This is a genomic window from Methylocystis sp. SC2 (genome assembly GCF_000304315.1).
Taxonomy (GTDB): Bacteria; Pseudomonadota; Alphaproteobacteria; order Rhizobiales; family Beijerinckiaceae; genus Methylocystis.
On sequence record NC_018485.1, the window covers coordinates 491,937 to 510,256 of the forward strand.

Annotated in this window: 19 protein-coding genes and 1 pseudogene; 7 read left to right on the forward strand and 13 right to left on the reverse strand. The window is 64.1% G+C overall.

Annotation, left to right across the window (positions count from 1 at the left end):
* Positions 1-13 precede the first annotated feature (13 nt).
* The 5 genes from BN69_RS02320 to BN69_RS02340 all read right to left on the reverse strand — a co-directional run bounded on the left by BN69_RS02320 (position 14) and on the right by BN69_RS02340 (position 6,492).
* On the reverse strand, positions 14-2,230 hold the full coding sequence (locus BN69_RS02320) for a CHASE2 domain-containing protein (protein ID WP_014889930.1): 2,217 nt from the start codon (positions 2,228-2,230) through the stop codon (positions 14-16).
* Between the two features lie 64 nt (positions 2,231-2,294).
* Complete coding sequence (locus BN69_RS02325) at positions 2,295-3,659, reverse strand: FecR family protein (RefSeq protein WP_014889931.1); 1,365 nt, start codon at positions 3,657-3,659, stop codon at positions 2,295-2,297.
* A gap of 12 nt (positions 3,660-3,671) precedes the next feature.
* Positions 3,672-4,991, reverse strand: coding sequence for a tetratricopeptide repeat protein (locus BN69_RS02330; RefSeq protein ID WP_244435017.1), 1,320 nt, complete (start codon positions 4,989-4,991; stop codon positions 3,672-3,674).
* A gap of 304 nt (positions 4,992-5,295) precedes the next feature.
* Positions 5,296-5,697, reverse strand: coding sequence for a hypothetical protein (locus BN69_RS02335; protein ID WP_014889933.1), 402 nt, complete (start codon positions 5,695-5,697; stop codon positions 5,296-5,298).
* A gap of 105 nt (positions 5,698-5,802) precedes the next feature.
* Entirely contained in the window at positions 5,803-6,492 is a 690-nt protein-coding gene (locus BN69_RS02340; protein ID WP_014889934.1) for a Crp/Fnr family transcriptional regulator, read from the reverse strand.
* A 105-nt stretch (positions 6,493-6,597) separates the two neighbouring features.
* Between BN69_RS02340 and BN69_RS02345 the strand changes: the two genes are divergently transcribed.
* Positions 6,598-7,563: an endonuclease/exonuclease/phosphatase family protein gene (locus BN69_RS02345; protein WP_014889935.1), complete on the forward strand. Its 966-nt coding sequence runs from the start codon at positions 6,598-6,600 to the stop codon at positions 7,561-7,563.
* A 47-nt stretch (positions 7,564-7,610) separates the two neighbouring features.
* On the opposite strand, the gene BN69_RS02350 is transcribed toward BN69_RS02345, so the two are convergent.
* Positions 7,611-7,931, reverse strand: coding sequence for a hypothetical protein (locus tag BN69_RS02350; RefSeq protein ID WP_014889936.1), 321 nt, complete (start codon positions 7,929-7,931; stop codon positions 7,611-7,613).
* A gap of 398 nt (positions 7,932-8,329) precedes the next feature.
* On the opposite strand from BN69_RS02350, the gene BN69_RS20010 reads away from it, so the two are divergent.
* From BN69_RS20010 to BN69_RS02365, 3 genes are all read left to right on the forward strand, one after another.
* Positions 8,330-8,569, forward strand: a complete 240-nt coding sequence (locus BN69_RS20010; RefSeq protein WP_051013220.1) for a DUF938 domain-containing protein — start codon at positions 8,330-8,332, stop codon at positions 8,567-8,569.
* Between the two features lie 129 nt (positions 8,570-8,698).
* Positions 8,699-9,142, forward strand: coding sequence for a four-helix bundle copper-binding protein (locus BN69_RS02360; RefSeq protein WP_014889938.1), 444 nt, complete (start codon positions 8,699-8,701; stop codon positions 9,140-9,142).
* A gap of 31 nt (positions 9,143-9,173) precedes the next feature.
* Complete coding sequence (locus BN69_RS02365; protein ID WP_014889939.1) at positions 9,174-9,551, forward strand: copper-binding protein; 378 nt, start codon at positions 9,174-9,176, stop codon at positions 9,549-9,551.
* On the opposite strand, the gene BN69_RS02370 is transcribed toward BN69_RS02365, so the two are convergent.
* Together BN69_RS02370 and BN69_RS02375 are read right to left on the reverse strand one after the other, a co-directional pair.
* Positions 9,548-10,615 carry a M14 family metallopeptidase gene (locus tag BN69_RS02370; RefSeq protein ID WP_014889940.1) on the reverse strand — a complete coding sequence of 356 codons (1,068 nt, stop codon included), beginning with the start codon at positions 10,613-10,615 and terminating at the stop codon, positions 9,548-9,550. The two genes, BN69_RS02365 and BN69_RS02370, sit on opposite strands and share 4 nt — an antisense overlap.
* Positions 10,612-12,012: a glutamate-cysteine ligase family protein gene (locus BN69_RS02375; protein WP_014889941.1), complete on the reverse strand. Its 1,401-nt coding sequence runs from the start codon at positions 12,010-12,012 to the stop codon at positions 10,612-10,614. The genes BN69_RS02370 and BN69_RS02375 overlap by 4 nt, the downstream gene beginning before the upstream one ends.
* Positions 12,013-12,218: 206 nt before the next feature.
* Here BN69_RS02375 and BN69_RS02380 point away from each other — a divergent pair.
* Positions 12,219-13,084, forward strand: a pseudogene (locus BN69_RS02380) (D-amino-acid transaminase).
* Here the strand turns inward: BN69_RS02380 and BN69_RS02385 are convergent.
* Entirely contained in the window at positions 13,081-13,746 is a 666-nt protein-coding gene (locus tag BN69_RS02385) for a DUF6629 family protein (RefSeq protein ID WP_014889944.1), read from the reverse strand. The pseudogene BN69_RS02380 and the gene BN69_RS02385 overlap by 4 nt on opposite strands.
* Positions 13,747-13,899: 153 nt before the next feature.
* On the opposite strand from BN69_RS02385, the gene BN69_RS18655 reads away from it, so the two are divergent.
* Positions 13,900-14,073, forward strand: a complete 174-nt coding sequence (locus BN69_RS18655) for a DUF1328 domain-containing protein (protein ID WP_014889945.1) — start codon at positions 13,900-13,902, stop codon at positions 14,071-14,073.
* Between the two features lie 64 nt (positions 14,074-14,137).
* Here the strand turns inward: BN69_RS18655 and BN69_RS02395 are convergent, their stop codons facing one another.
* The 3 genes from BN69_RS02395 to BN69_RS02405 form a co-directional block, all read right to left on the reverse strand.
* The gene (locus BN69_RS02395; protein WP_014889946.1) at positions 14,138-16,171 is read right to left on the reverse strand and encodes an NAD(+) synthase; all 2,034 of its coding nucleotides are present in this window, start codon (positions 16,169-16,171) and stop codon (positions 14,138-14,140) included.
* A 144-nt stretch (positions 16,172-16,315) separates the two neighbouring features.
* Positions 16,316-16,696, reverse strand: a complete 381-nt coding sequence (locus tag BN69_RS02400) for a type II toxin-antitoxin system death-on-curing family toxin (RefSeq protein WP_014889947.1) — start codon at positions 16,694-16,696, stop codon at positions 16,316-16,318.
* On the reverse strand, positions 16,693-16,911 hold the full coding sequence (locus tag BN69_RS02405; protein WP_014889948.1) for a hypothetical protein: 219 nt from the start codon (positions 16,909-16,911) through the stop codon (positions 16,693-16,695). The genes BN69_RS02400 and BN69_RS02405 overlap by 4 nt, the downstream gene beginning before the upstream one ends.
* A 203-nt stretch (positions 16,912-17,114) precedes the next feature.
* On the opposite strand from BN69_RS02405, the gene BN69_RS02410 reads away from it, so the two are divergent.
* Positions 17,115-17,513: a nuclear transport factor 2 family protein gene (locus BN69_RS02410; RefSeq protein WP_014889949.1), complete on the forward strand. Its 399-nt coding sequence runs from the start codon at positions 17,115-17,117 to the stop codon at positions 17,511-17,513.
* Between the two features lie 110 nt (positions 17,514-17,623).
* Here the strand turns inward: BN69_RS02410 and BN69_RS02415 are convergent, their stop codons facing one another.
* Positions 17,624-18,268 (reverse strand): glutathione S-transferase family protein, encoded by a 645-nt coding sequence (locus BN69_RS02415; RefSeq protein ID WP_014889950.1) that lies wholly within the window; start codon positions 18,266-18,268, stop codon positions 17,624-17,626.
* Positions 18,269-18,320: the final 52 nt, after the last annotated feature.

An 18,320-nucleotide genomic window follows, 5' to 3' on the forward strand; every position in this document is an offset into this window, starting at 1 on the left:
TCGGACGAAAACGTCACTTGCTCGAAAGATTCCATACCGAAGACCAGTTATCCTGCGACCCTTCCCTGGCGAGACCGCGATACCGCTGCTCCAAGACGACATAGAGCGCGGGCCAGGGCTCGGGAACCGATCGGGCCAACGCCGAGGCGCCCTCGGCGGCGGCCTCGAATCGGCCCGACTCATATTCCTTGCGCATGAGGTCGTGCGACTTGCGCCAGCGCACATACGAGTCCGAGACCGCCGCCTCGCTGTCGCCGGCCAGCGCGAAAACCCTTGTCGGTTCGCTCTTTCCGACGACGCGGACACGGCCAAGATCGATCCAGGCGAAGTCGGGCGCGGCGTCGCGCACCGCCCCAGAGGCGACAATGTCCGTCTGAAAGGCCTTGCTCGCCCCTTCGAGCCGCGACGCGAGATTCACCGTGTCACCGAGAATCGAATAGTCGAAGCGGCGAATCGACCCCATGTTGCCGACGCTGCAAGGGCCAAGATTGAGGCCAAGCCCCATCGCCGCCGGCTGCGCATCATTGCCCGACGACGCAGCGGCCGCGGCGCGCCTATTGTTGAGGGCGGCGAGAGCCTCGCGCATCCTCAGGGCGGCCCGAACGGCCTTGCGCGGATGGCCGTCGATATCGAGCGGCGCGTTCCAGAAGGCGAGCACCGCGTCGCCCATATATTTGTCGATCGTGCCCTCCTCTTCGAGGATGGCGTCGGTCATCGGGGTCAAATATTCGTTCATGAACTGCGTGAGTTCGCGTGCGCTCATGCCTTCCGAAATCCCCGAGAAATTGCGCAGATCGGAAAACAGCACGGTCAATTCGCGCGTCTCGCCGCCCAGCACCAGCCGCTCCGGATGTTCGGCGAGGCGATCAACGACGGCCGGGGCGACGAATTTGCCGAAGGCCTGACGCACGTGGCGGCGCGCGGATGTTTCGGCCCGCCAGAGCGTCACCGCGCCGAAGAGATAGCCGCCAATGATCGCGAGGCTCGGATAGGACGGATCGAGCAGCACGCCGCGGCGATCGAACAGATAAAAGGCGCCGGCGAACAGACCTGCGACGGCGAGCGGCGCGGCCGCCGCCGAGACCAGCGGCGGCGCGACGAAGAGCAGGCTCATGATCAGCAAAAACGAGAACGCGGCGACGACGAACTCCAGTCCGGGCGCCCAGTCCGGGCGCGCGAGCAGCGAGCCGGAGGCGATCGATTCGACGATCTGCGCATGCACGTCGACGCCGGGAACGACCGGCTCCAGAGGCGTCGCGCGGACGTCGCCGAGACCCGTCGCCAACGCGCCCACGAAGATGATGCGCCCCTCGATTTCATCGCGCGCGACACGGCCCTCGAGCACGTCCTTCGCCGAAATGTCTCGCGCTGCGTCGCCGTGCGAATAGCGTGGCCGGACTTCAGCGTTCGGGCCGGTCGCAATTTCGAAGGCGCCGACCTTGATCGCATTGACGCCCGTCTGCTTGCCGAACGCCGTTTGTCCGCTGGCGTTTGAAGACCGAATGATGATGGCCGGCTCGCCCTGGGCGACGCGCAGGGCTTCGAGCGCCAGGGAGGGCATGAGAACGTCGCCGGCGCGCGTCACCAGCGGCACCCGACGGACGATCTGGTCGTGATCGGGCAGCCAGTTTGTCGCGCCCAGCCCTTGCGCCGCTTCCGCAAGCTTGCGTTCCGGGCCGACCGCGCCGGCGAAGGCGGCGAGGAAGGGCGCCGGATCGTCGCCGGCGGTGACCAGCCCCGACTTCGCCGGCAGCGGCGCGGACACCGCGTCGGTCAGCGTGACTCCGAGCGTCGCGGGCGCCTTCGAGAGCGCCTGCGCCAAGATTTGATCGCCGCTCGGCGTTTTCGCGATCAGCTTCGCCACCTCGGCGCGGGCCCGCGGGTCAGGAATCGCCTCGATGAGCTGGGACGCGCCGGCGCGATCCGCCTCCGCGAAGATAAAGTCGAATGCGATGGACGCAGCGCCGAGTGCGCGCAGTCGGTCAAGGAGTTCGGCGAGCCGGGCGCGCGGCCAAGGCCATTGCCCATAGGCGCTGAGACTTTTCTCGTCGACGCCGACGACCCGCGTCGGCGCCTCGGGATCATAGGCGCGCGGAGCCAGACGCTGGAAGGTGTCGAAGACAAAGTTGCGAAGATCGTCGAGCGCCCGGGGCTGAATGACGCCCCAGGGAAAAATGAGAGCCGCAGCGGCGACGAGCGCGAGAAGGTAGGCGCGGCGCCGCTTCAACATCTCCACCTCGCATGACGGTCACGCCGCCACCGTGGCGATCGGCGAGGCGGGCGCCGCCGCAGAACTAGTCGCCCGGACCGTCAATCGCAACAGGCCCGCCTCCGTGGCTGCTTCCATGACCGCCGCTTCCATGACCGCCGCCGCCGCTTCCGTGACTCCCTTGGCCGCCGCCGTTGCCGTGGCCGCCCCCCGAGCCGCCGTTCCCGAACAGGCCTCCACCGCCGCCTTCGCTTCCGCCGCCGTACTGGCCGCCGCCGCCCTGGCCTTCGCCGCCTTCATAGCCGCCGCCATGGCTTCCTTCGCCGTGGCCGCCTTGGCCATGACCGCCTTCGCCATGACCGCCACCGTTCCCGCCGCCATAACCACCGCCGTGGCCGCCCTCGCCGCCGTGACCGCCCTCGCCGTGGCCGCCATGACCGCCACCGTATCCGCCGCCATAACCACCGCCGTGGCCGCCCTCGCCGTGACCGCCTTCTCCGTGGCCGCCCTCGCCGCCGTGGCCGCCCTCGCCATGACCGCCGTGACCCCCGTGGCCGCCGTGACCCCCGTGGCCGCCCTCGCCGCCTTCATGACCGCCGTGATCATGTCCGCCGTGGCCGCCGTGATCATGATCGTGGTGGCCGTCATTTCCGCTCTGGCGCGCCGGCGTCGGCAGCGGAGCGGGCTGATTGTCGACATTGGCGCGGCTCTGCACCAGCGCATTGCCAAACCAAACCGGGCCCAGCGCGTCGAGTCCCGGCGGACTGACGACGTCCGGCGGACGATCGTTGCCGAGCGCAAGATTCGCCTCTTCGTTTGTCGGCGCGCGCCTGGCGCCGCCACGCTGCGTTTTGCCGCTCTCCAATGCGGCGATGATTTCCGCGATCGTCTCAGGCGGCACGAGGAAAGGCTCCGACACCGGCCCGCCGCTCGGCGCGCAAACGCCATAGCCCGGACGCGTGAGCGCCTGGCCGCCAACGTCGATGAAGCCATATTGGTGGACGACGAGCGTGCCGCAGGAGCCGCCGACACGAACCAGCGCCGTCCCGCCGCGCACGCCGATCGACGCCGTCGGGGTCCGCAGCCTCGTCCCGCCTTCGTGGCTGACGCCGCCGCCGACAAAGCGCATGACGCCCTTCGCCATCGACACGCCCTGCTGACCGCCTCCGCCTCGTGAATAGACGAAGTCGTCGACGGTGACGGCGCTGTTGCGTCCGACGGTCATCGTCGATGTGTCGTTAAAGACGATCTGGGCGCTGCCGTAGGGACTCGTCTCGATGCGTTCGCGCCGCTGCACGCCAAGACCGACCGATAGCGAGCGCTTCGCGGCGCCCGGCGGCGTGCCGTGCGCGCTTTGATTGACCGCGCCGACGTTGCCGACGTTGTCGGCGAGCGCTGGACCTGCGACGAGCGCGAGAGCGGTTGTGGCGGCCGCGGAGAACTTTTTCATCTGTCGTCTCCGTCAGAACTTTGCCGTTGGCCCGAAACTGACGGACACATTGTCAGTCTTAAAATTCGGCAGATTTGAATCGTTACGCGCATATTCGACGTTGCCGGCGAAACCGAAATACGGGGTGATCGGCAGGTCCACCATCAGGCCGCCGATCCAGACGGTGTCTCGACGCGCGACGAAGGAATTGATCACCGGATTGGCGGCGTCGAAGGCAAGATGCGTAAAGCGGCCATAAGGCGCGAGCGTCCATCGGCGCGGAATGATCGGGAATGGCGGATCGACCTCGAGCCGCAGCATCGCCTGAACGTCCACCTGATCGGAAGATTGCTGCGGATTGCCCGCAAAGGCGCGCGTATAGGCGACGCGACCTTCAAGCCTCAAGTCGTTGGTCAGTCTGTAGGAGCTGCTCACGTAACCGGTGACGACGTCGCCGGTCGCCAATGTCGACACCGTCGAATAGGGCGAAAAGCCGGCATAGCCGAGGAAGCCCGGCGTGGGATCGACCCAGATCGCCCGCCATTCGGCGCCGGGCTCGAACCACAGGTCGGGATTGAGTTCCGCGCCGAAGCTCATGCCCGCGCCGCCGGCGTTCAGATAATTGCTGCCGCCGAGCAGCGCCACCGCGCCGGTCAGGTAGGGCTTGATCGAGAGGCCCGGATAAAGATCGGGCGCGATATGGATGCGCGGCCCGATGGAGCCGGCGAACAGCGCGACGCTATATTGCGGCAGGCGAAACTGTTCGGTGGCGTAGCCCGTCACGCGCGTCTCGAGCTGGTCGCCGCGCCCATTCTGAAAATCCAGATCATGCGCGGCCTGCACCAATTGGAAGCTGTTGATGTCGCCCTTGCGCGAGGCGGCCGACGCGACGCCGACGCCGCCGACCTGGAAGAGATTATTGGTCGGGAAGAAATTGGCGTTCGATTGCCCCCGCAGGCCGACGTGCATCCGCAGATAAAGCCTGTTGGCTTGCGTGCGCTTCTCGATATCGGGCAGCTGCGCTTCGACCTGAGCCACCTGAACCGGATCGAGGCCGCCTTCGGCGAGCGCTTTGCGCAAATGCTGCGCCGAGAGTTCATAGGCGCCGAGCCGCGCATAAAGGAAACCAAGCTCCTTTCGGGCGCGGGACAAATTGGGGTTGAACATCAGCAAGCGCTCAAGCGCGCCGATTCCCGCTTCATAGTCGCGCAGCTCCGTCGACAGCAGGACGTAGCGATAGGTCGCGTCATAGTCGGTGGGATTATGCTGAATATAGGCGGCGAGGCGCAGCTGTTCGGCGCGCGGATCCTCCTGCGCCAGAGCCGGACTGAAAAGTGCGAATGCGGCAAACAATGCGCCCAAAAGCCTCGGCGCCGCTCTATATGCGAACATAAATGGCAAGCCCCCGTAAAAAATCGGAAAACGGCGATCGAAGCCCTGACCGTCAGTTGAACCGGAAGCTGACTCATGTCGCCTGGAGTAGCAAGCGAGCGACGCACGACGCGGCGAAGAGAACGAAGCGACGGCGCGATGCGTCTGCTGCAAATTAACGCTATGCGGCAATGGCTTATGGGCGTTTCCGCCCATTCTTGGCGTGCGAACGGCGGACACAACAAATTCTCGGGTGTTGCCTTGAAACCACAGGCGCGGCGCGCGGCTAGCGCCGGCGCCCGCCATCGAAGAGCGAGATGACTTCGCCGCTTTCGGTCGACGACTGCTCGGCGACCGGCGACGGAATGACGCCCCTGCGCCAGCGCGCCGAGAACGCGCGGCGGCGCGGACGCGCGATCGCGCGTGAATCGTCGCAGGACGCGCCCGGCGCGAGGAGCCAGCGCAGCACGATCAGCAAGTCGGCGGCGCGGCGCGACGCGCCGATCTCCACCGCGTTGCGGATGTCGGCGACGACTCGCCCGCGCGCGGCGTCGAGCGACACGGCCCGGCGGTATCGCGCCAGCATGCGATGGTGCTTGTCGCTGGGGCTTACGCCCAGGATGAGTTCATGACCGCGCAGACCCGCCACTTCGGCGCAACGCTCGATCGGCGTCAATTCGGGAATCATTCGGGTTCTCCCAGTCGCTTGCTCTGCCGGTCCTTTGCCTTCTGTCGGCAGCATAGCGACGGTAGCGCGACGTCCCTCATCTGTTTGTGCGAGAACGCACAAGTGTCATTCGGCTTCGTTGAGCGCCTCTTGAACCCGCTTCTCCAGGACCGACGGGCGCAACAACACGAGACCGCCGCGAATTTTTTCGGCCAGGCCTTCGTCGATCATGGCCGAGAGTTCGCGGCTGACCTGTTCGCGCCGACACCCGATTCGGGCGGCGAGATCATGCTGAAACGGCGGCGGCGAGACGATCGACTGCCCCGTCGACCCTTTGCGCGGCGCCGACATGCGCAACAATTCGGAATAGAGCCGATGCTTGAGGTCGAGCACCGAGCGCTCGAACAGGCGCGTATTCAGCTCCCGCACCCGCGCCGTCAGCAGACGCAACAGCCGTTCGCAGATCTCCGGCTCGCCGAACAGGATTTCCTTGAAGACCGCCGGCGGCACCAGCAACAGTTCCGCGTTGGTGAGCGCCGTCACATTGGCGGAGCGCTTGGCCCCGTCGACCGCCGCCATCTCGCCGAAGAATTTGCCCGGTCCGAAATCCCCAAAGATCATCTCCTTGCCGGCGGCGGTTCGTATCAGCACGCGAACGTCGCCGCTGACGATGAAATACACATCCGTCGAAGGATCGTCGAAGTCGAGGACCAGCTCATGCTCGGCGTAGCGCCTGCGCACGCATTGCCGCGCCAGCTGTTCGCCGCGCGTGGGGTCAAGGCCAACAAAGAAAGGAATCCCGTCAAATAGGGACACATCGCGCTCCTGGATTGGAAATAGTCCCGATATTGCCGCTAAACGTCGACCTCGTCGAGGCGCAATCTACTGGCGGATGCGGACTCTTCGGGCGAGAATTGACGAATGCAAGCGTTCCGACTGGCGACCTTTAATCTAGAAAATCTCGATTGGTCGGGGAGCAAACCGGAGGCGTTTGCGCGCCGAAGCGATGCGTTACGCCCACTGCTGGAGGCGCTCGACGCCGATATATTGTGCCTGCAGGAAATCCATGCGCAGAGGCTTCATAAGCACGGCGCGCGGCAATATATCGCGCTCGATCAGTTGCTGGCGACCACCAGATACGCGAACTTTCATCGGGCGACGACCGTCAGGCCGGGCGGCGACGCCCCCGCCGACGTGCATAATCTCGCAATCCTTTCTCGATGGCCGATGCGCGCGCAGCGTCAGATCCATCACGATATTGTGGCGCGATGGGTCTGGCCCCCGCCGCGCGACGCCGACGGCTCCCAGCCGGAGCCGGTCGAGATCGCCTGGGACAGGCCCCTGCTCTACGCGGCTGTCGCGCTTCCCACCGGCGGCGCGCTCCATGTCGTCAATCTGCATCTACGCGCGCCGCGCGCCATTCCGATCGCGACGGCGCGCGGCTTCGGATCGAGCCGCGCGCAAATCGAGGGCCAGTTCGTGGCCGCGCTCAAGCGCGAAGGGCAAGCGCTGGAGGCCCGGCTGTTCGCCGAGACTCTCTTTGACGCGGAGCCGGAGGCGCGGATCGCGATCGCCGGCGACTTCAACGCCGACGAGCATGACGCGCCGACCCGACTCTTGCGCGGCGGCGGAGACGAAGCGGCGGAAGGGGACCGGGCCCTCGTCGCCTTGGAGGAGCGCGTCGAGCCGTCGCGGCGCTTCACTGTGATGCATGCGGGACGTCCGACGCTGATCGACCACCTCCTTGCCTCACGCGCATTGGCGGCCGACTGGCGCAAGACCACGATCCTGAACGAAGGGCTGCAGGACGAAGTCTACGCGAAAGACCCTGTCGAGGGCTCGCTTCATGCGCCCGTGGTCGCGCAGTTTCAGTTCGTCGCAAAATAGACCGCGGCGCCGCGGTGAACCCGAGCGCGCCGCTCAAGCGTAAACCGTCACACGGAGGCGAACGCTTTCAACTGTTCGGCCAGGGCGCGCGCTTCGCTCCAGTCCAGTTTGACGTCTCCGTGACCTTCGGAGGAGAGGACAACGCCGCTCTCTTCGACTCTCGCGTCGAAGTCATGATCGCTGGCGATGGGGCTCATATAGATCTGCTGTTCGCCGCGCTCGCCCGTCGCGACGGAGTCGAGGGCCCGCGAAAGGATCGCCGCCTCTTCTTTGGTGAAGCGCCGCAGGGGGTGACCGGGAAGACGGAGCGTCGCCAATGCGACAAACGATCGATGCGTCGAGGCGACAAGTTCGAAGCGCTGAGACATTTTCGGGACCCACGGCAGTTCGACACGGCAGGCGACGGGATTTTGCTCGGTCGCGGGCGCCTCTCTTGGACGACAACGACCATCTGACGCGCGCCTGCGCCACGAGGCGCATCAAATTTCATGCCTGCGAATGGCCAAGGGCTTCGCTTCGAGTGAGATGACGCTTGGTGAATCGCTGCGTTTCGACGTAGCTTAAGCTCGCGTCATGAGTGTGCAATTTGGACACCATAGAGCTTCTTTAGCGTTGCTCCTGCAACCGAGAGAAAAATATGACTGACGAGCGGCTCTTCGCGCGGCATTCGCCCGGGCTGACATTCTGTCCGTCGCGCCCGAGCGCTGAAGCGCCCGAGAGCATGTCCGCTCACATTCGCCCTGGAGCGCGACAGAAGCCTGGTTCAATGGCGGAGTCAGGACCTTGTCGGCGGGAGCGCCGCTCTATTTATACGCTCCATACAGGCGCGGCGGCGCGCATAGCGTCGATCCGCGCCGAATTCGATGCGAGCCTTCGGGCGCGCAACGCCGCGTGGGGCGTCCGCGATCTGGAAAATGTCGCGGACGGCGCGCGCGAAAGATTTGGAGAGCCTCAAATCGTGGACATGCCCGCCCATAATCTCAGCGTCGTCTTTCGCCGCATGTGAGACGTCGATGCACAACCGCCTTCGACGGTCACTACCGAATCCCCGAAGATGACATGAGCGCAGCCATCCCGATGGAACCCGCGAGCGGGTCCCCTCGGTAGGTATAGGAACCCCACCTGGAGAAAGACCATGGAACGTCGCGAATTCATTGCAGTCGGAACCGCCGCCGCCGTCGTGTCCGCCACACAAGCCTTTGCTCAGGCGACCGGCCAACAGGACGGCGCGGCCAAAATGGAGGATATGCATCCGCCGCTCTACAAGAACCTGCAAAATGCGAGCCTCGAATGCGTCGCCACGGGCAACGACTGCCTGCGTCACTGTTTCGGCATGTTCGCCATGAAGGACACCAGCATGGCTGAGTGCGCGGAAGCCGCTTACCAGCTTGTCGCCGCCTGTAACGCGCTGGCGTCGCTTGCGGCGGCCAACTCCTCGCATGTCGGTCCGCTGGCGAAAACGGTGGCCATGATCTGCGAAGACTGCAAAAAACAATGCGACAAATTCCCCAAGGTCAAAGAATGCGTGGAGTGCGGCAAATCGTGCCAGAAATGCGCCGACGAATGCCGTAAGGTCTAGCCGACTCCAAGCAGCAAGTCAGGGAGCTTCGATGAAGACCACGCGATACGCATTCGCGCGCGTCGTTGCTTGCGCCGCCATCCCTGTCGGGATTGGCGGCGCCGCGGCCAGCGTGGCGGTCCAAAACCCGCCGCGCGACACTGTCGCCCAGGCGACGGAAGGGGCGGAGAAGACGACAGGACAAGGCGAGGGCGTCGTCAGGGCGGTCGACGCCGACGAGCGACGGATCATGATCACGCATGGTCCGGTCTCGGGTCCCTTGGAAATGTCGCCTATGACAATGGCGTTTCGCGTCGCGCCAAGCGTCGACCTCTCCAGCCTGTCGAAAGGCATGAAGATCAAATTCACGATCAGTCGCGATGCGAAAGGCCTCTACGTCATCGAGGACGTGCGGCCGGAACAGCCCTAGCGCGCGTTCGCGTCAGTGCGGCTAAATCCCAGACCGTCCATGCCGATGCGGTGCATCAAATAGCATAGACAATCCTGCTGCACTGCGCGGCGATCAACCGTCAGCATGGCCGGGATGGCGGGGCGCGCGAGCCTGATTTCGCCGCCCGCATAATCGAAATAGTTGATCGGCGGCGTATCGAATCCGTCGCCGGAGAGGACTTCGAGGCGCGCGTCTTCGTCGCCCAACGCGCCGAACGAGGCCCCCGCGCCCAATTCGCTAAAATTCAGATGGTCGATATCGGGGCGGAAGACAAAATCCGCCGGCGTTCCGTCGAAAGAAAAGCTTGCGCCGGCGGGCGGCTTCACGATGGCGCATGTGCGCAGCAACTCGATGTCCTGCGGGGCCGGCGCGTGGTCTGGAAGCTCCGCGATCGAGAGGCAGGCCTCGAGCAATTCGACTGCATGCGCCACGCCCGCATCGGCGCCCGACTTGCCGCATTCGACCGTGATCGCCGGACACAGTTCGGCGAAGGCCGCCGCGCTGGTGCCGCGCGGGCGCTGAAAATGCACGACAATGCGGGAGAAAAGCTGCGCAAGCGCGACATATTTCGGCTCGAGCCTGGTGATGCAGCTGTAGTGAGGATTGAAACCGGTGTTGTTATGGATGTCGATGGCGGCGAACGCTCGGCGCTTCTCGACATATTCGTATATCCACCGCGCCATATGCGCGAGCGGATCGTCGGGAAAGGCCGTGCCGCGCCACACCCGGTTGAAGTCGCGCTGGCTTGGGAGCGTGCGCACATTCGCCGCCGCGGCGTCGACATTGCCGATGAACAGAATGAGCGATCGATTGAGACCGCGCGCGGCGTGACGGCGCAGAATCTCCTGCACGGCGGCGAGCCCGCTCGTCTCGTTTCCGTGCAGCAACGTCGACACGAACAGCGGCTGCGGGTTGCGGCCCGGAAGGTCGAACAGGGTCGGTCGGGGAAGGATGTCCTTCAGGCGATTGGCGGGACAGTCGAGAAATCCGTCGGGCGGCCGGTCGAGCAAGGCGCAGGGCGCGTCGGTCACTGTTCTCCTCATATTTCCCACTGATGGACGGGCGCGCCGCTCCGTTGGCGCTCGCAATAGGCCGCCATTAGGCCATAAAGGTCGCCGCCGCGCGCCTCAAGGGCTTTTCGCTGCCAAGAGGCCCCGGTCTGCCGGGTCTGCACCCGAGCTTCGATGATATCGAGGAAATCGGCTTCTACGACGCCCAGGTCGCGCAGCCCGGCCCGCGCGTCGGGAATGAGCCGATCGAGCAGCAGACGATCGGCGGCGATCTCCCCTTCGCCCGGCCATTCGAGCCTGGCGTCGAGGCCAAAACGCGCCGCGGCGTAAAAATTTCGTTTGGCCTCAGCGAAGCCGACGCCGCCGGCGCCGCAGGTCCCGCTCATCGCGATGGCGCGCGCGAGACCCAAATAAAGCGCGGCGTTCGCCATCATGTCGATGAAGGTCGGTCCCGAGGGCAGAATGCGGTGTTCGACGCGCAGATGCGGCGCGCCGCTTTCGTCGAAGCCGATCAGCGGACGATTCCAGCGCCAGATGACGCCGTTATGCAACCGCAGGTGGCGCATAGCCTCGGGCGGATCGTCATAGGCCACGGGAAGCAGCGCCTCATAGGCGCGTAAATTTTCCTCGAAGACCTCGATGAGGGATCGGTCGGCGTAGCCTGAGCCCATGCAGACCCTGGCCGGCCCCGGCATCTTCACCGCTTGTTCAAACAGCGGGATGCGCGTTTCCTCCCATAGCGCCTTGCCGAAAAGGAATGGCGCGTTGCCGCAGGCCGCCAGAATCGGGCCCGACGCCGCCACCGAAGCGTTGTAGTAGAGATGCGCCAGATCGGCCGGGGTCTTGAGATGGATTTGAAACGAGGTCGTCGCAGCCTCGAGCATCACATCCCTGTGCTGGGACGCAAGGCGGTCGCGGCCGGCGATGTTGACGTGCAACGGCTGCCCCCCGCGCAGACGAAGCACTTCCTGGTTGAGCGCATAATAGCGGTTGAGCGGCGACATATTGGCGAGCGTCAGATCGGCGTCGCGGATCGTGGGCAGCGTGCCGATCATCACGAGATTGGCGTCGAGCTGATGGGCCACGTCGTTGCATTTCGCCCATAGATTCGTCAGCGAATCATGCGCCTGCGTCAGCGCGTCGCCTGTGAGGCGGAAGGGCGCGCAATTCAGCTCGACGTTAAAGCGCGACAGCTCCGGCACGACGAGCGGATGGTTGAGGGTTTCGAGGAGATTTTGATTGATCGAGGACGGCGCATAATTGTGATCGACGATCCAGGTTTCGATTTCGAAGCCGACCATGTGGCCGTCACGCGAAAATTTGTCCTGTTCAAACAGGGTGCGGGCGAGATGCGTTTCCTGCGCGAGCCGCCCGGCGAAGCGCGCCTTGTCGGCGGGCGTGAAGCCCGTGGTCTTGATTTCCTCGCCCAAGCAACCCCCTTTCCGCCCGTAAGCAGCTATCCACTTCTCAAACGCGCCAGCGCGACGGCGTCCCGACCGAGGTCGTGAGGAGCCCGGCGATCCGCCGCAGATCATTCTATTTAGGCGTCCCCCGCCCTATCGATAGCGTCCGAAGCGTCGGCAGGACAAGCCGCAAGCGCTGCTGTAGATTGCGCAGCCCTCGCCCGGAGCCGAACGTGTCAGACATCGCTTACGTGAACGGAGCTTACATCCCCATCGACGCGGCGCGCGTGTCGATTCTCGACCGTGGCTTCCTGTTCGCCGACGGCGTCTATGAGGTCGCCGCCGTCATCGGCGGAAGGCTGATCGATAATCAATCGCATCTATCGCGCCTCGAGCGCTCCCTTGCCGAACTGCGCATCGGAAGCCCATTCCGGTGTCGCGCATCGCGGAAGTTGAGGCCGAACTTGTCGCAAGAAACGGTTTGAGCGAAGGCCTCGTCTATCTGCAGATCACCAGAGGCGCCGCCGCCGAACGCGAGTTCGGGTTTCCCGCGGAAGCGGCGCCGACGTTCGTCGCCTTCGTTCAGAAGAAAAACATCATCGCCTCGCCCGCCGCCGAAACCGGCGTCAAGGCGCTCACTGTTCCGGATCTGCGCTGGGCGCGACGCGACATCAAGAGCACGGCGCTGCTCGCGCAGGTTCTGGCGAAGCAAGCGGCGCTCGAGGGCGGCTGCCAGGAGGCCTGGATGGTCGATCAGGATGGTTTCGTGACCGAAGGCTCATCCTCGACCGCCTTCATCCTCACCGGCGCGAACGTGCTCGTGACGCGTCTAAACTCCACAGCAGTTCTTCCCGGCTGTACACGCAAAGCCGTGCAGGTGCTCGCAGAGCGGGAAGGATTGGCGGTCGAGGAGCGCAGTTTCTCGGTCGCCGAGGCCTATGAGGCGAAGGAAGCCTTTCTCACGAGCGCCTCCAATCTTGTGCTGCCGGTCGTCTCGCTCGATGGCCGCCCCATCGGATCTGGCGCGCCGGGCGACACGAGTCGCCTGCTGCGCCGGCGCTACATCGAATGGGCGACGAACGCGGCCAGCGCTCGCTAGCGCTGCATTTCCAGTTCGTCGAAGTCGGAGCTGCGCTCTTCCTCGATGCCAAGCGCGATGACGAGGCTGAAAACCGCCGCAGCGAGACACCAGACTGAATACCAGGCCGGACGATTGGCGGCGAGCGCCGCGACAAAGGTCAAGAACACCGCTGCGCCGAAAATATTGATCGCCCTTCGCTCGCTGAAAACGAGCGGCGAGACGGTGAGCACCAGATAGAGCAAGTCGGTCACGAGCGGCGGCCGCTCAAACAGCGGGTCATAGGCGAGAGAATGCCGATACACCGAGAGATCGATGCCGTCCGCGCCGGCAAGTTGCGCGGTCAGATAAGCGGCCAGGACGAAGCCTATGCCGCCCATGGTTCGCCATAGACGCCTTCGTTCAGGATCAGACTCTGCATAGGCGGCGGCGATGGGCGTCAGGACGGGCCAAACCGTAAACGCGATCAGCGTGTAGAGATAGCGATAAGGCTGGCCGGCGATGGGATCGGCGCGCGTGAGCCACACCGCAGCCTCGACGAACTGATGCGCGGAAAACACCAGCGGGAATGCGGCGAACAGCAACATGCGCCGGTCGTGGCGCAGCGCTTTTGAGACCATGCCGTAGCCCGCCAATCCCAGGCCGAGCCCAGCCGTAATGCTTGCCTCAAGCGAATAGCACATAGCATTTCAGCCCGAACGGACGTTAACGCTTCGAACTATTCTAATTGCGGATTTCGTCCGCGTCGAGACCTGAGCAATAGCCGGGATGACTCGCGCCGGAACATGTGTGGAGCAGACGCGTTCTAGGACGTGAGTTCATAAGCGGAGGTCAAAATGGGCAACCTTATGTATTGGGCCGTCGTGTTTCTGGTCGTCGCCCTCATCGCCGGCTTCCTGGGCTTTGGCGGCGTCGCCGGCGTGGCGGTGGACGGCGCCCGGATATTGTTCTGGCTGGCGCTGGTTCTGCTCGTCGTGTCGGTCGTTCTCGGCCTTATTCGGCGCGCTTGAGCGGTCGTCGCTCGTCCGCAACGTCGCGAGCCGACCGCTTCCGTGAGCGGCCGGCTCGTCGGCGTCAGGGTATGTCGTCAAGCGAACGCACCCAGACGTCCGCAACAGAATCCGAAGGCGCGCGCCAATCGCCGCGCGGCGACAGCGATCCTCCCGAACTGACTTTTGGTCCATTGGGCAGCGCCGACCGTTTGAACTGGCTTCCCTCAAAGAATCGCTTCACGAAAACGCCGAGCCAATGTTTGATCGTCGAGAGGTCATAGGCGACCTTGTCCTCTTCGCGCACGCCGACAGGCCATGACCCGGCGGCCGCATGCCGCCAAGCGCGCCAAGCAAGAAAGGCGATCTTCGCGGGCGAAAATCCGTATCGCGTCGTATAGTAGAGATTGAAGTCCTGCAGCGCATATGGCCCGACCGTATCCTCGGTCCGCTGTCGCGCCTCTCCTGGCACGAGCTCGGGGGAAATTTCCGTCGCGAGAATGTCCTCGAGCACGGTTACCGTCTCAGCGCCGAAGCGCGCGTCGCGCGCGCACCAGCGAATGAGATGTTGAATGAGCGTCTTGGGGACCGAGGCGTTGACGTTGTAATGCGACATCTGATCGCCGACGCCATAGGTCGACCAACCGAGAGCGAGTTCGGAAAGATCGCCAGTGCCGATGACGAGCGCGCCATGTCGGTTCGCGAGACGAAACAGCAGCGAGGTGCGCGCGCCGGCCTGCACATTCTCATAAGTCGTGTCGTAAACCGCTTCGCCGCGCGCAGCCGGATGATCGATGTCGGCGAGCATTTGCTTGCAAGCGGCGGTGACATCGATTTCCTGCGCGGTGACGCCGAGCGCGCGCATCAGCCGCCAAGCGTTGGCTTTGGTGCTTTCGCTCGTGGCGAAGGCCGGCAGCGTGAAGCCGAGCACATTTTCGCGCGGCAGACCGAGCGCATCCATCGCCGTCACGGCGACGAGCAGCGCCTGAGTGGAGTCGAGTCCGCCAGAGACGCCGATCACCGCCTTTTTGATTTTCGTGGCGCGCAGCCGTTGTTCGAGACCATGCGATTGTATGTTGAACGCCTCGAAACAAAGCTCGGCGAGCCGCGTTTCATCCGCCGGGACAAAGGGAAAGCGTCCGACCTCGCGCAGAAATCCGAGATCGCGGTCGCAAGCCGCGGCGAGTTCGAAAGCGATGCGCCGATATTGCGTGGCGCCCTGCTCAACGTCGGCGCAGGCGCCGAACGTCCCCTGCCGCATGCGCTCGGCGAGAAGACGACCAATATCAACGTCGGCGAGCGTCAGCTGCGGCTCGTTTGAAAAGCGCGGCGCCTTGGCGAGAACGTCGCCCTTCTCGCAGATCAGCGCTTCGCCGTCCCAGGCGAGGTCCGTCGTCGACTCTCCCTGCCCCGCGGCCGAATAGAGATAGGCCGCAAGGCAGCGCGCCGAATGCGCCGCGCAGAGAGTCTCGCGATAGTCCGACTTGCCGACGATCGCATTCGACGCGGAGAGATTGAGCAGCACCGTGGCGCCCGCGAGCGCCGCCCGCGCCGACGGAGGGATGGGAACCCAGACGTCCTCGCAAACCTCGGTGTGGATCACAAGGCCGGGGAAATCCGTCGCTTCCAGAAGCGTATCGGAGCCGAAGGGCGCGGTTTGTCCCGCGACCTCGATGTCCTCGCCGGAGATGAAAGCGCCCGAAGCGAAATGGCGCTGTTCGTAAAACTCGCGATAGTTCGGCAGATAGATCTTGGGCGTCACGGCGAGCGCGCGGCCGCGCAGGATCGCGACGGCGCAATTATAGAGACGGCCGCGATGGCGCAGCGGCGCGCCGACGACGATCAGCGGATGAATGCCGCGAGACGCCTCGACAAGTTCGACGAGCGCCATGTCGACGGCGTCGAGCAGCGCCTCCTGATGCAGGAGATCGTCGATCGCGTAAGAGGAGATCCCCAACTCGGGAAACAGCACGAGCGAAGCGCCGTGGTGATCGGCCTCGCGCGCCAGTTCGATCGTCCGCGCCATATTGAACGCCGGATCGGCGACTCGCACGTTCGGCGTCGCGACCGCGACGCGGACAAAGCCATGCGTGTGGAGGCAATAGAAGGGGTGGGTCATGTCGTCCGCCTGCGCCCCCCAAGCTGCGACGGGAGCGCTCCTCGGCCGCGATAATGCAGGACGCTCCCCGGAAAGTCACATGCGCAGGCCGGCCCGCGCCAGTCGTCTGTAGCCGCAGGTCGTCGCGCCGTATGCTGAACGCTTTCATTGGCAGTTCTGGCGCAACCACGCCTCCAGCGTCTCGAAGCGAAACGCGTCTTTCTCGTAGAGCGCAGAAGCGAAGCTCCACGCTTCGTCCGCATTCGCGATAAGTGAAATTCCGTTGATCGTGAGAAAGGCGAACATCGCCGCGAAGGCGACGCGCTTGTTGCCGTCGACGAAGGCGTGGTTCTGTGAAAGACTTTCCCACAGGGCGGCCGCTTGCGCGATCTCGTCGGCATAATAGCCCGTTTGCGGGCGAAACAACGCCGCTTCGAGCTGACCAGGATCGCGCACGCCCGCCGCGCCGCCATATCGTTCGATCAGATCATCGTGAATGGCGAGTATCTCGGCGACCGTCGGATAGTCGGTTCGCCTGCCGCTCACTTGGCGAGCTTTTCATAAAGCGCGTCATAGCGCGACAGGCTCGTACGATAGGCCTCCATCACATGTCGCCGCGGCTTCGCCTTGCTGCGCTCCTCGACATGCGCGCGCAGCGCGTCCTCGATGACGGACTGAAGTTGCCGGCCCTCATCCTTTGCGATCTTGCGGATCTCGGCGAGCAGATCGCTGTCGACCTGGGTGGCGAATTTTTCGCGCATCGCGGCTTTCCTGCGGACTGAGATATCTATCTTGTTTCATCAAGAAACGTCAAGATGCGCCAGTGGATCGGCTGGAGTTCCAGCAAACGGAAAGCGCAAGCTCCGCTCTGCAAGCGGCCGCAACATTCCATTCGGGACGCGAGACAGGGGCGTTAACGACCCGTCCGGTTTGTGGAGCAGTCAGTCTATGATGGCGACCGGCGATGGAGACCGGATTGGACGCGGAAGCCCTCTGCAAACGCTACTTGAACGCGCTGAACAAGGGCGATCTATCCGCCGTGTGCAGCCTTTTCACCGCCGACGCTGTCGCTCACTCTCCGCTTTATGGCGTCCGACCCGCCAGGGAGTTCTACGCCGAGCTGTTCGCGGATACGAACCGTTCCGAAACCACGCTCCTGAACCTCTTCGACAGCTCCGCCAACGGCTCTGCGCTGGCGCTTCATTTTCGCTATGTCTGGACATTGAAGAGCGGCAAGGCGGTCGCTTTCGAATGCGTAGATGTTTTCGAGCTTTCGGAAGACAGAAATCAGTTCACGAAAATCGTGATCATTTACGACACGGCGCATCTTCGGGCGGATTTTGAAACACATAGAGGTGAATGAAGAGGACCTTCCCATAGCAAAAGGCGGGGTCTCCCCCGCCCTCTCGCATCAGCGTCGTGCAGCGCGCCATCTCGAAACGTCACAACCGTCACGGCGACTTGGCGTCGCGCTCAGTCGCGCTCATTTTGTGGCAGGCACCATTCCTCCCTCCGAGCGGACAGGCTCCACTCCTTCCAGGACGCAAGCGATTTGATTGTGCGCATATAATGCTGCGCTTCATCCGACACGGAGACCATGTAGCTTTCGAATCGCTGGACGACGGGCGCAAACATGGCGTCGGCGGCGCCAAATCGCCCGAAAAGAAATGGCCCGCCGTAACGCGCCAGCGCGTCTCGCCACGCCGCGCCGATGCGGTCGGCGTCGGCGCGGGCCGCCTCCGTCAATGAGGCCGGCCGCGGCGATCGACCGAAATTCATCGGGCATTCGCTGCGCAGCGCCGCGAAGCCCGAGTGCATCTCGCAGGCAAGCGCCCGCGCATGAGCGCGGGTTTCTCTGTCTTGAGGCCAGATGAGAAGATTGGGATATAGGTCGGCGAGATATTCGACGATCGCCAGCGAATCCCAGACGTTCGTGTCGCCGTCGCGCAGGATCGGAACCTTCCCCGCGGGAGAATGCGCGAGAAGCGCGCTTTTAGATTCCTCACGGTAGAGCGGGATGACGACCTCCTCGAAAGGAAGACGAAACTCCTTCATCAAAATCCATGGCCGCATCGACCAGGAAGAATAGCGCTTGTTGCCGATGACGAGTTTGAGCATCGACCGATCCTCCATCTACCCTAAATGAAAAAGGCGGGGTTTCCCCCGCCTT

Excerpts from the sequence above, each read along its gene's own strand:
- BN69_RS02350 (WP_014889936.1), bottom strand. The coding sequence starts at position 7,931 with ATGTCTCAGCGCTTCGAACTTGTCGCCTCGACGCATCGATCGTTTGTC.
- BN69_RS02385 (WP_014889944.1), bottom strand. The coding sequence starts at position 13,746 with ATGTGCTATTCGCTTGAGGCAAGCATTACGGCTGGGCTCGGCCTGGGA.
- BN69_RS02360 (WP_014889938.1), top strand. The coding sequence starts at position 8,699 with ATGGAACGTCGCGAATTCATTGCAGTCGGAACCGCCGCCGCCGTCGTG.
- BN69_RS02320 (WP_014889930.1), bottom strand. The coding sequence starts at position 2,230 with ATGTTGAAGCGGCGCCGCGCCTACCTTCTCGCGCTCGTCGCCGCTGCG.
- BN69_RS02405 (WP_014889948.1), bottom strand. The coding sequence starts at position 16,911 with ATGCGCGAAAAATTCGCCACCCAGGTCGACAGCGATCTGCTCGCCGAG.
- BN69_RS02370 (WP_014889940.1), bottom strand. The coding sequence starts at position 10,615 with ATGAGGAGAACAGTGACCGACGCGCCCTGCGCCTTGCTCGACCGGCCG.
- BN69_RS02395 (WP_014889946.1), bottom strand. The coding sequence starts at position 16,171 with ATGACCCACCCCTTCTATTGCCTCCACACGCATGGCTTTGTCCGCGTC.
- BN69_RS02345 (WP_014889935.1), top strand. The coding sequence starts at position 6,598 with ATGCAAGCGTTCCGACTGGCGACCTTTAATCTAGAAAATCTCGATTGG.
- BN69_RS02325 (WP_014889931.1), bottom strand. The coding sequence starts at position 3,659 with ATGAAAAAGTTCTCCGCGGCCGCCACAACCGCTCTCGCGCTCGTCGCA.
- BN69_RS02415 (WP_014889950.1), bottom strand. The coding sequence starts at position 18,268 with ATGCTCAAACTCGTCATCGGCAACAAGCGCTATTCTTCCTGGTCGATG.
- BN69_RS18655 (WP_014889945.1), top strand. The coding sequence starts at position 13,900 with ATGGGCAACCTTATGTATTGGGCCGTCGTGTTTCTGGTCGTCGCCCTC.
- BN69_RS20010 (WP_051013220.1), top strand. The coding sequence starts at position 8,330 with ATGGCGGAGTCAGGACCTTGTCGGCGGGAGCGCCGCTCTATTTATACG.
- BN69_RS02335 (WP_014889933.1), bottom strand. The coding sequence starts at position 5,697 with ATGATTCCCGAATTGACGCCGATCGAGCGTTGCGCCGAAGTGGCGGGT.
- BN69_RS02365 (WP_014889939.1), top strand. The coding sequence starts at position 9,174 with ATGAAGACCACGCGATACGCATTCGCGCGCGTCGTTGCTTGCGCCGCC.
- BN69_RS02410 (WP_014889949.1), top strand. The coding sequence starts at position 17,115 with ATGGAGACCGGATTGGACGCGGAAGCCCTCTGCAAACGCTACTTGAAC.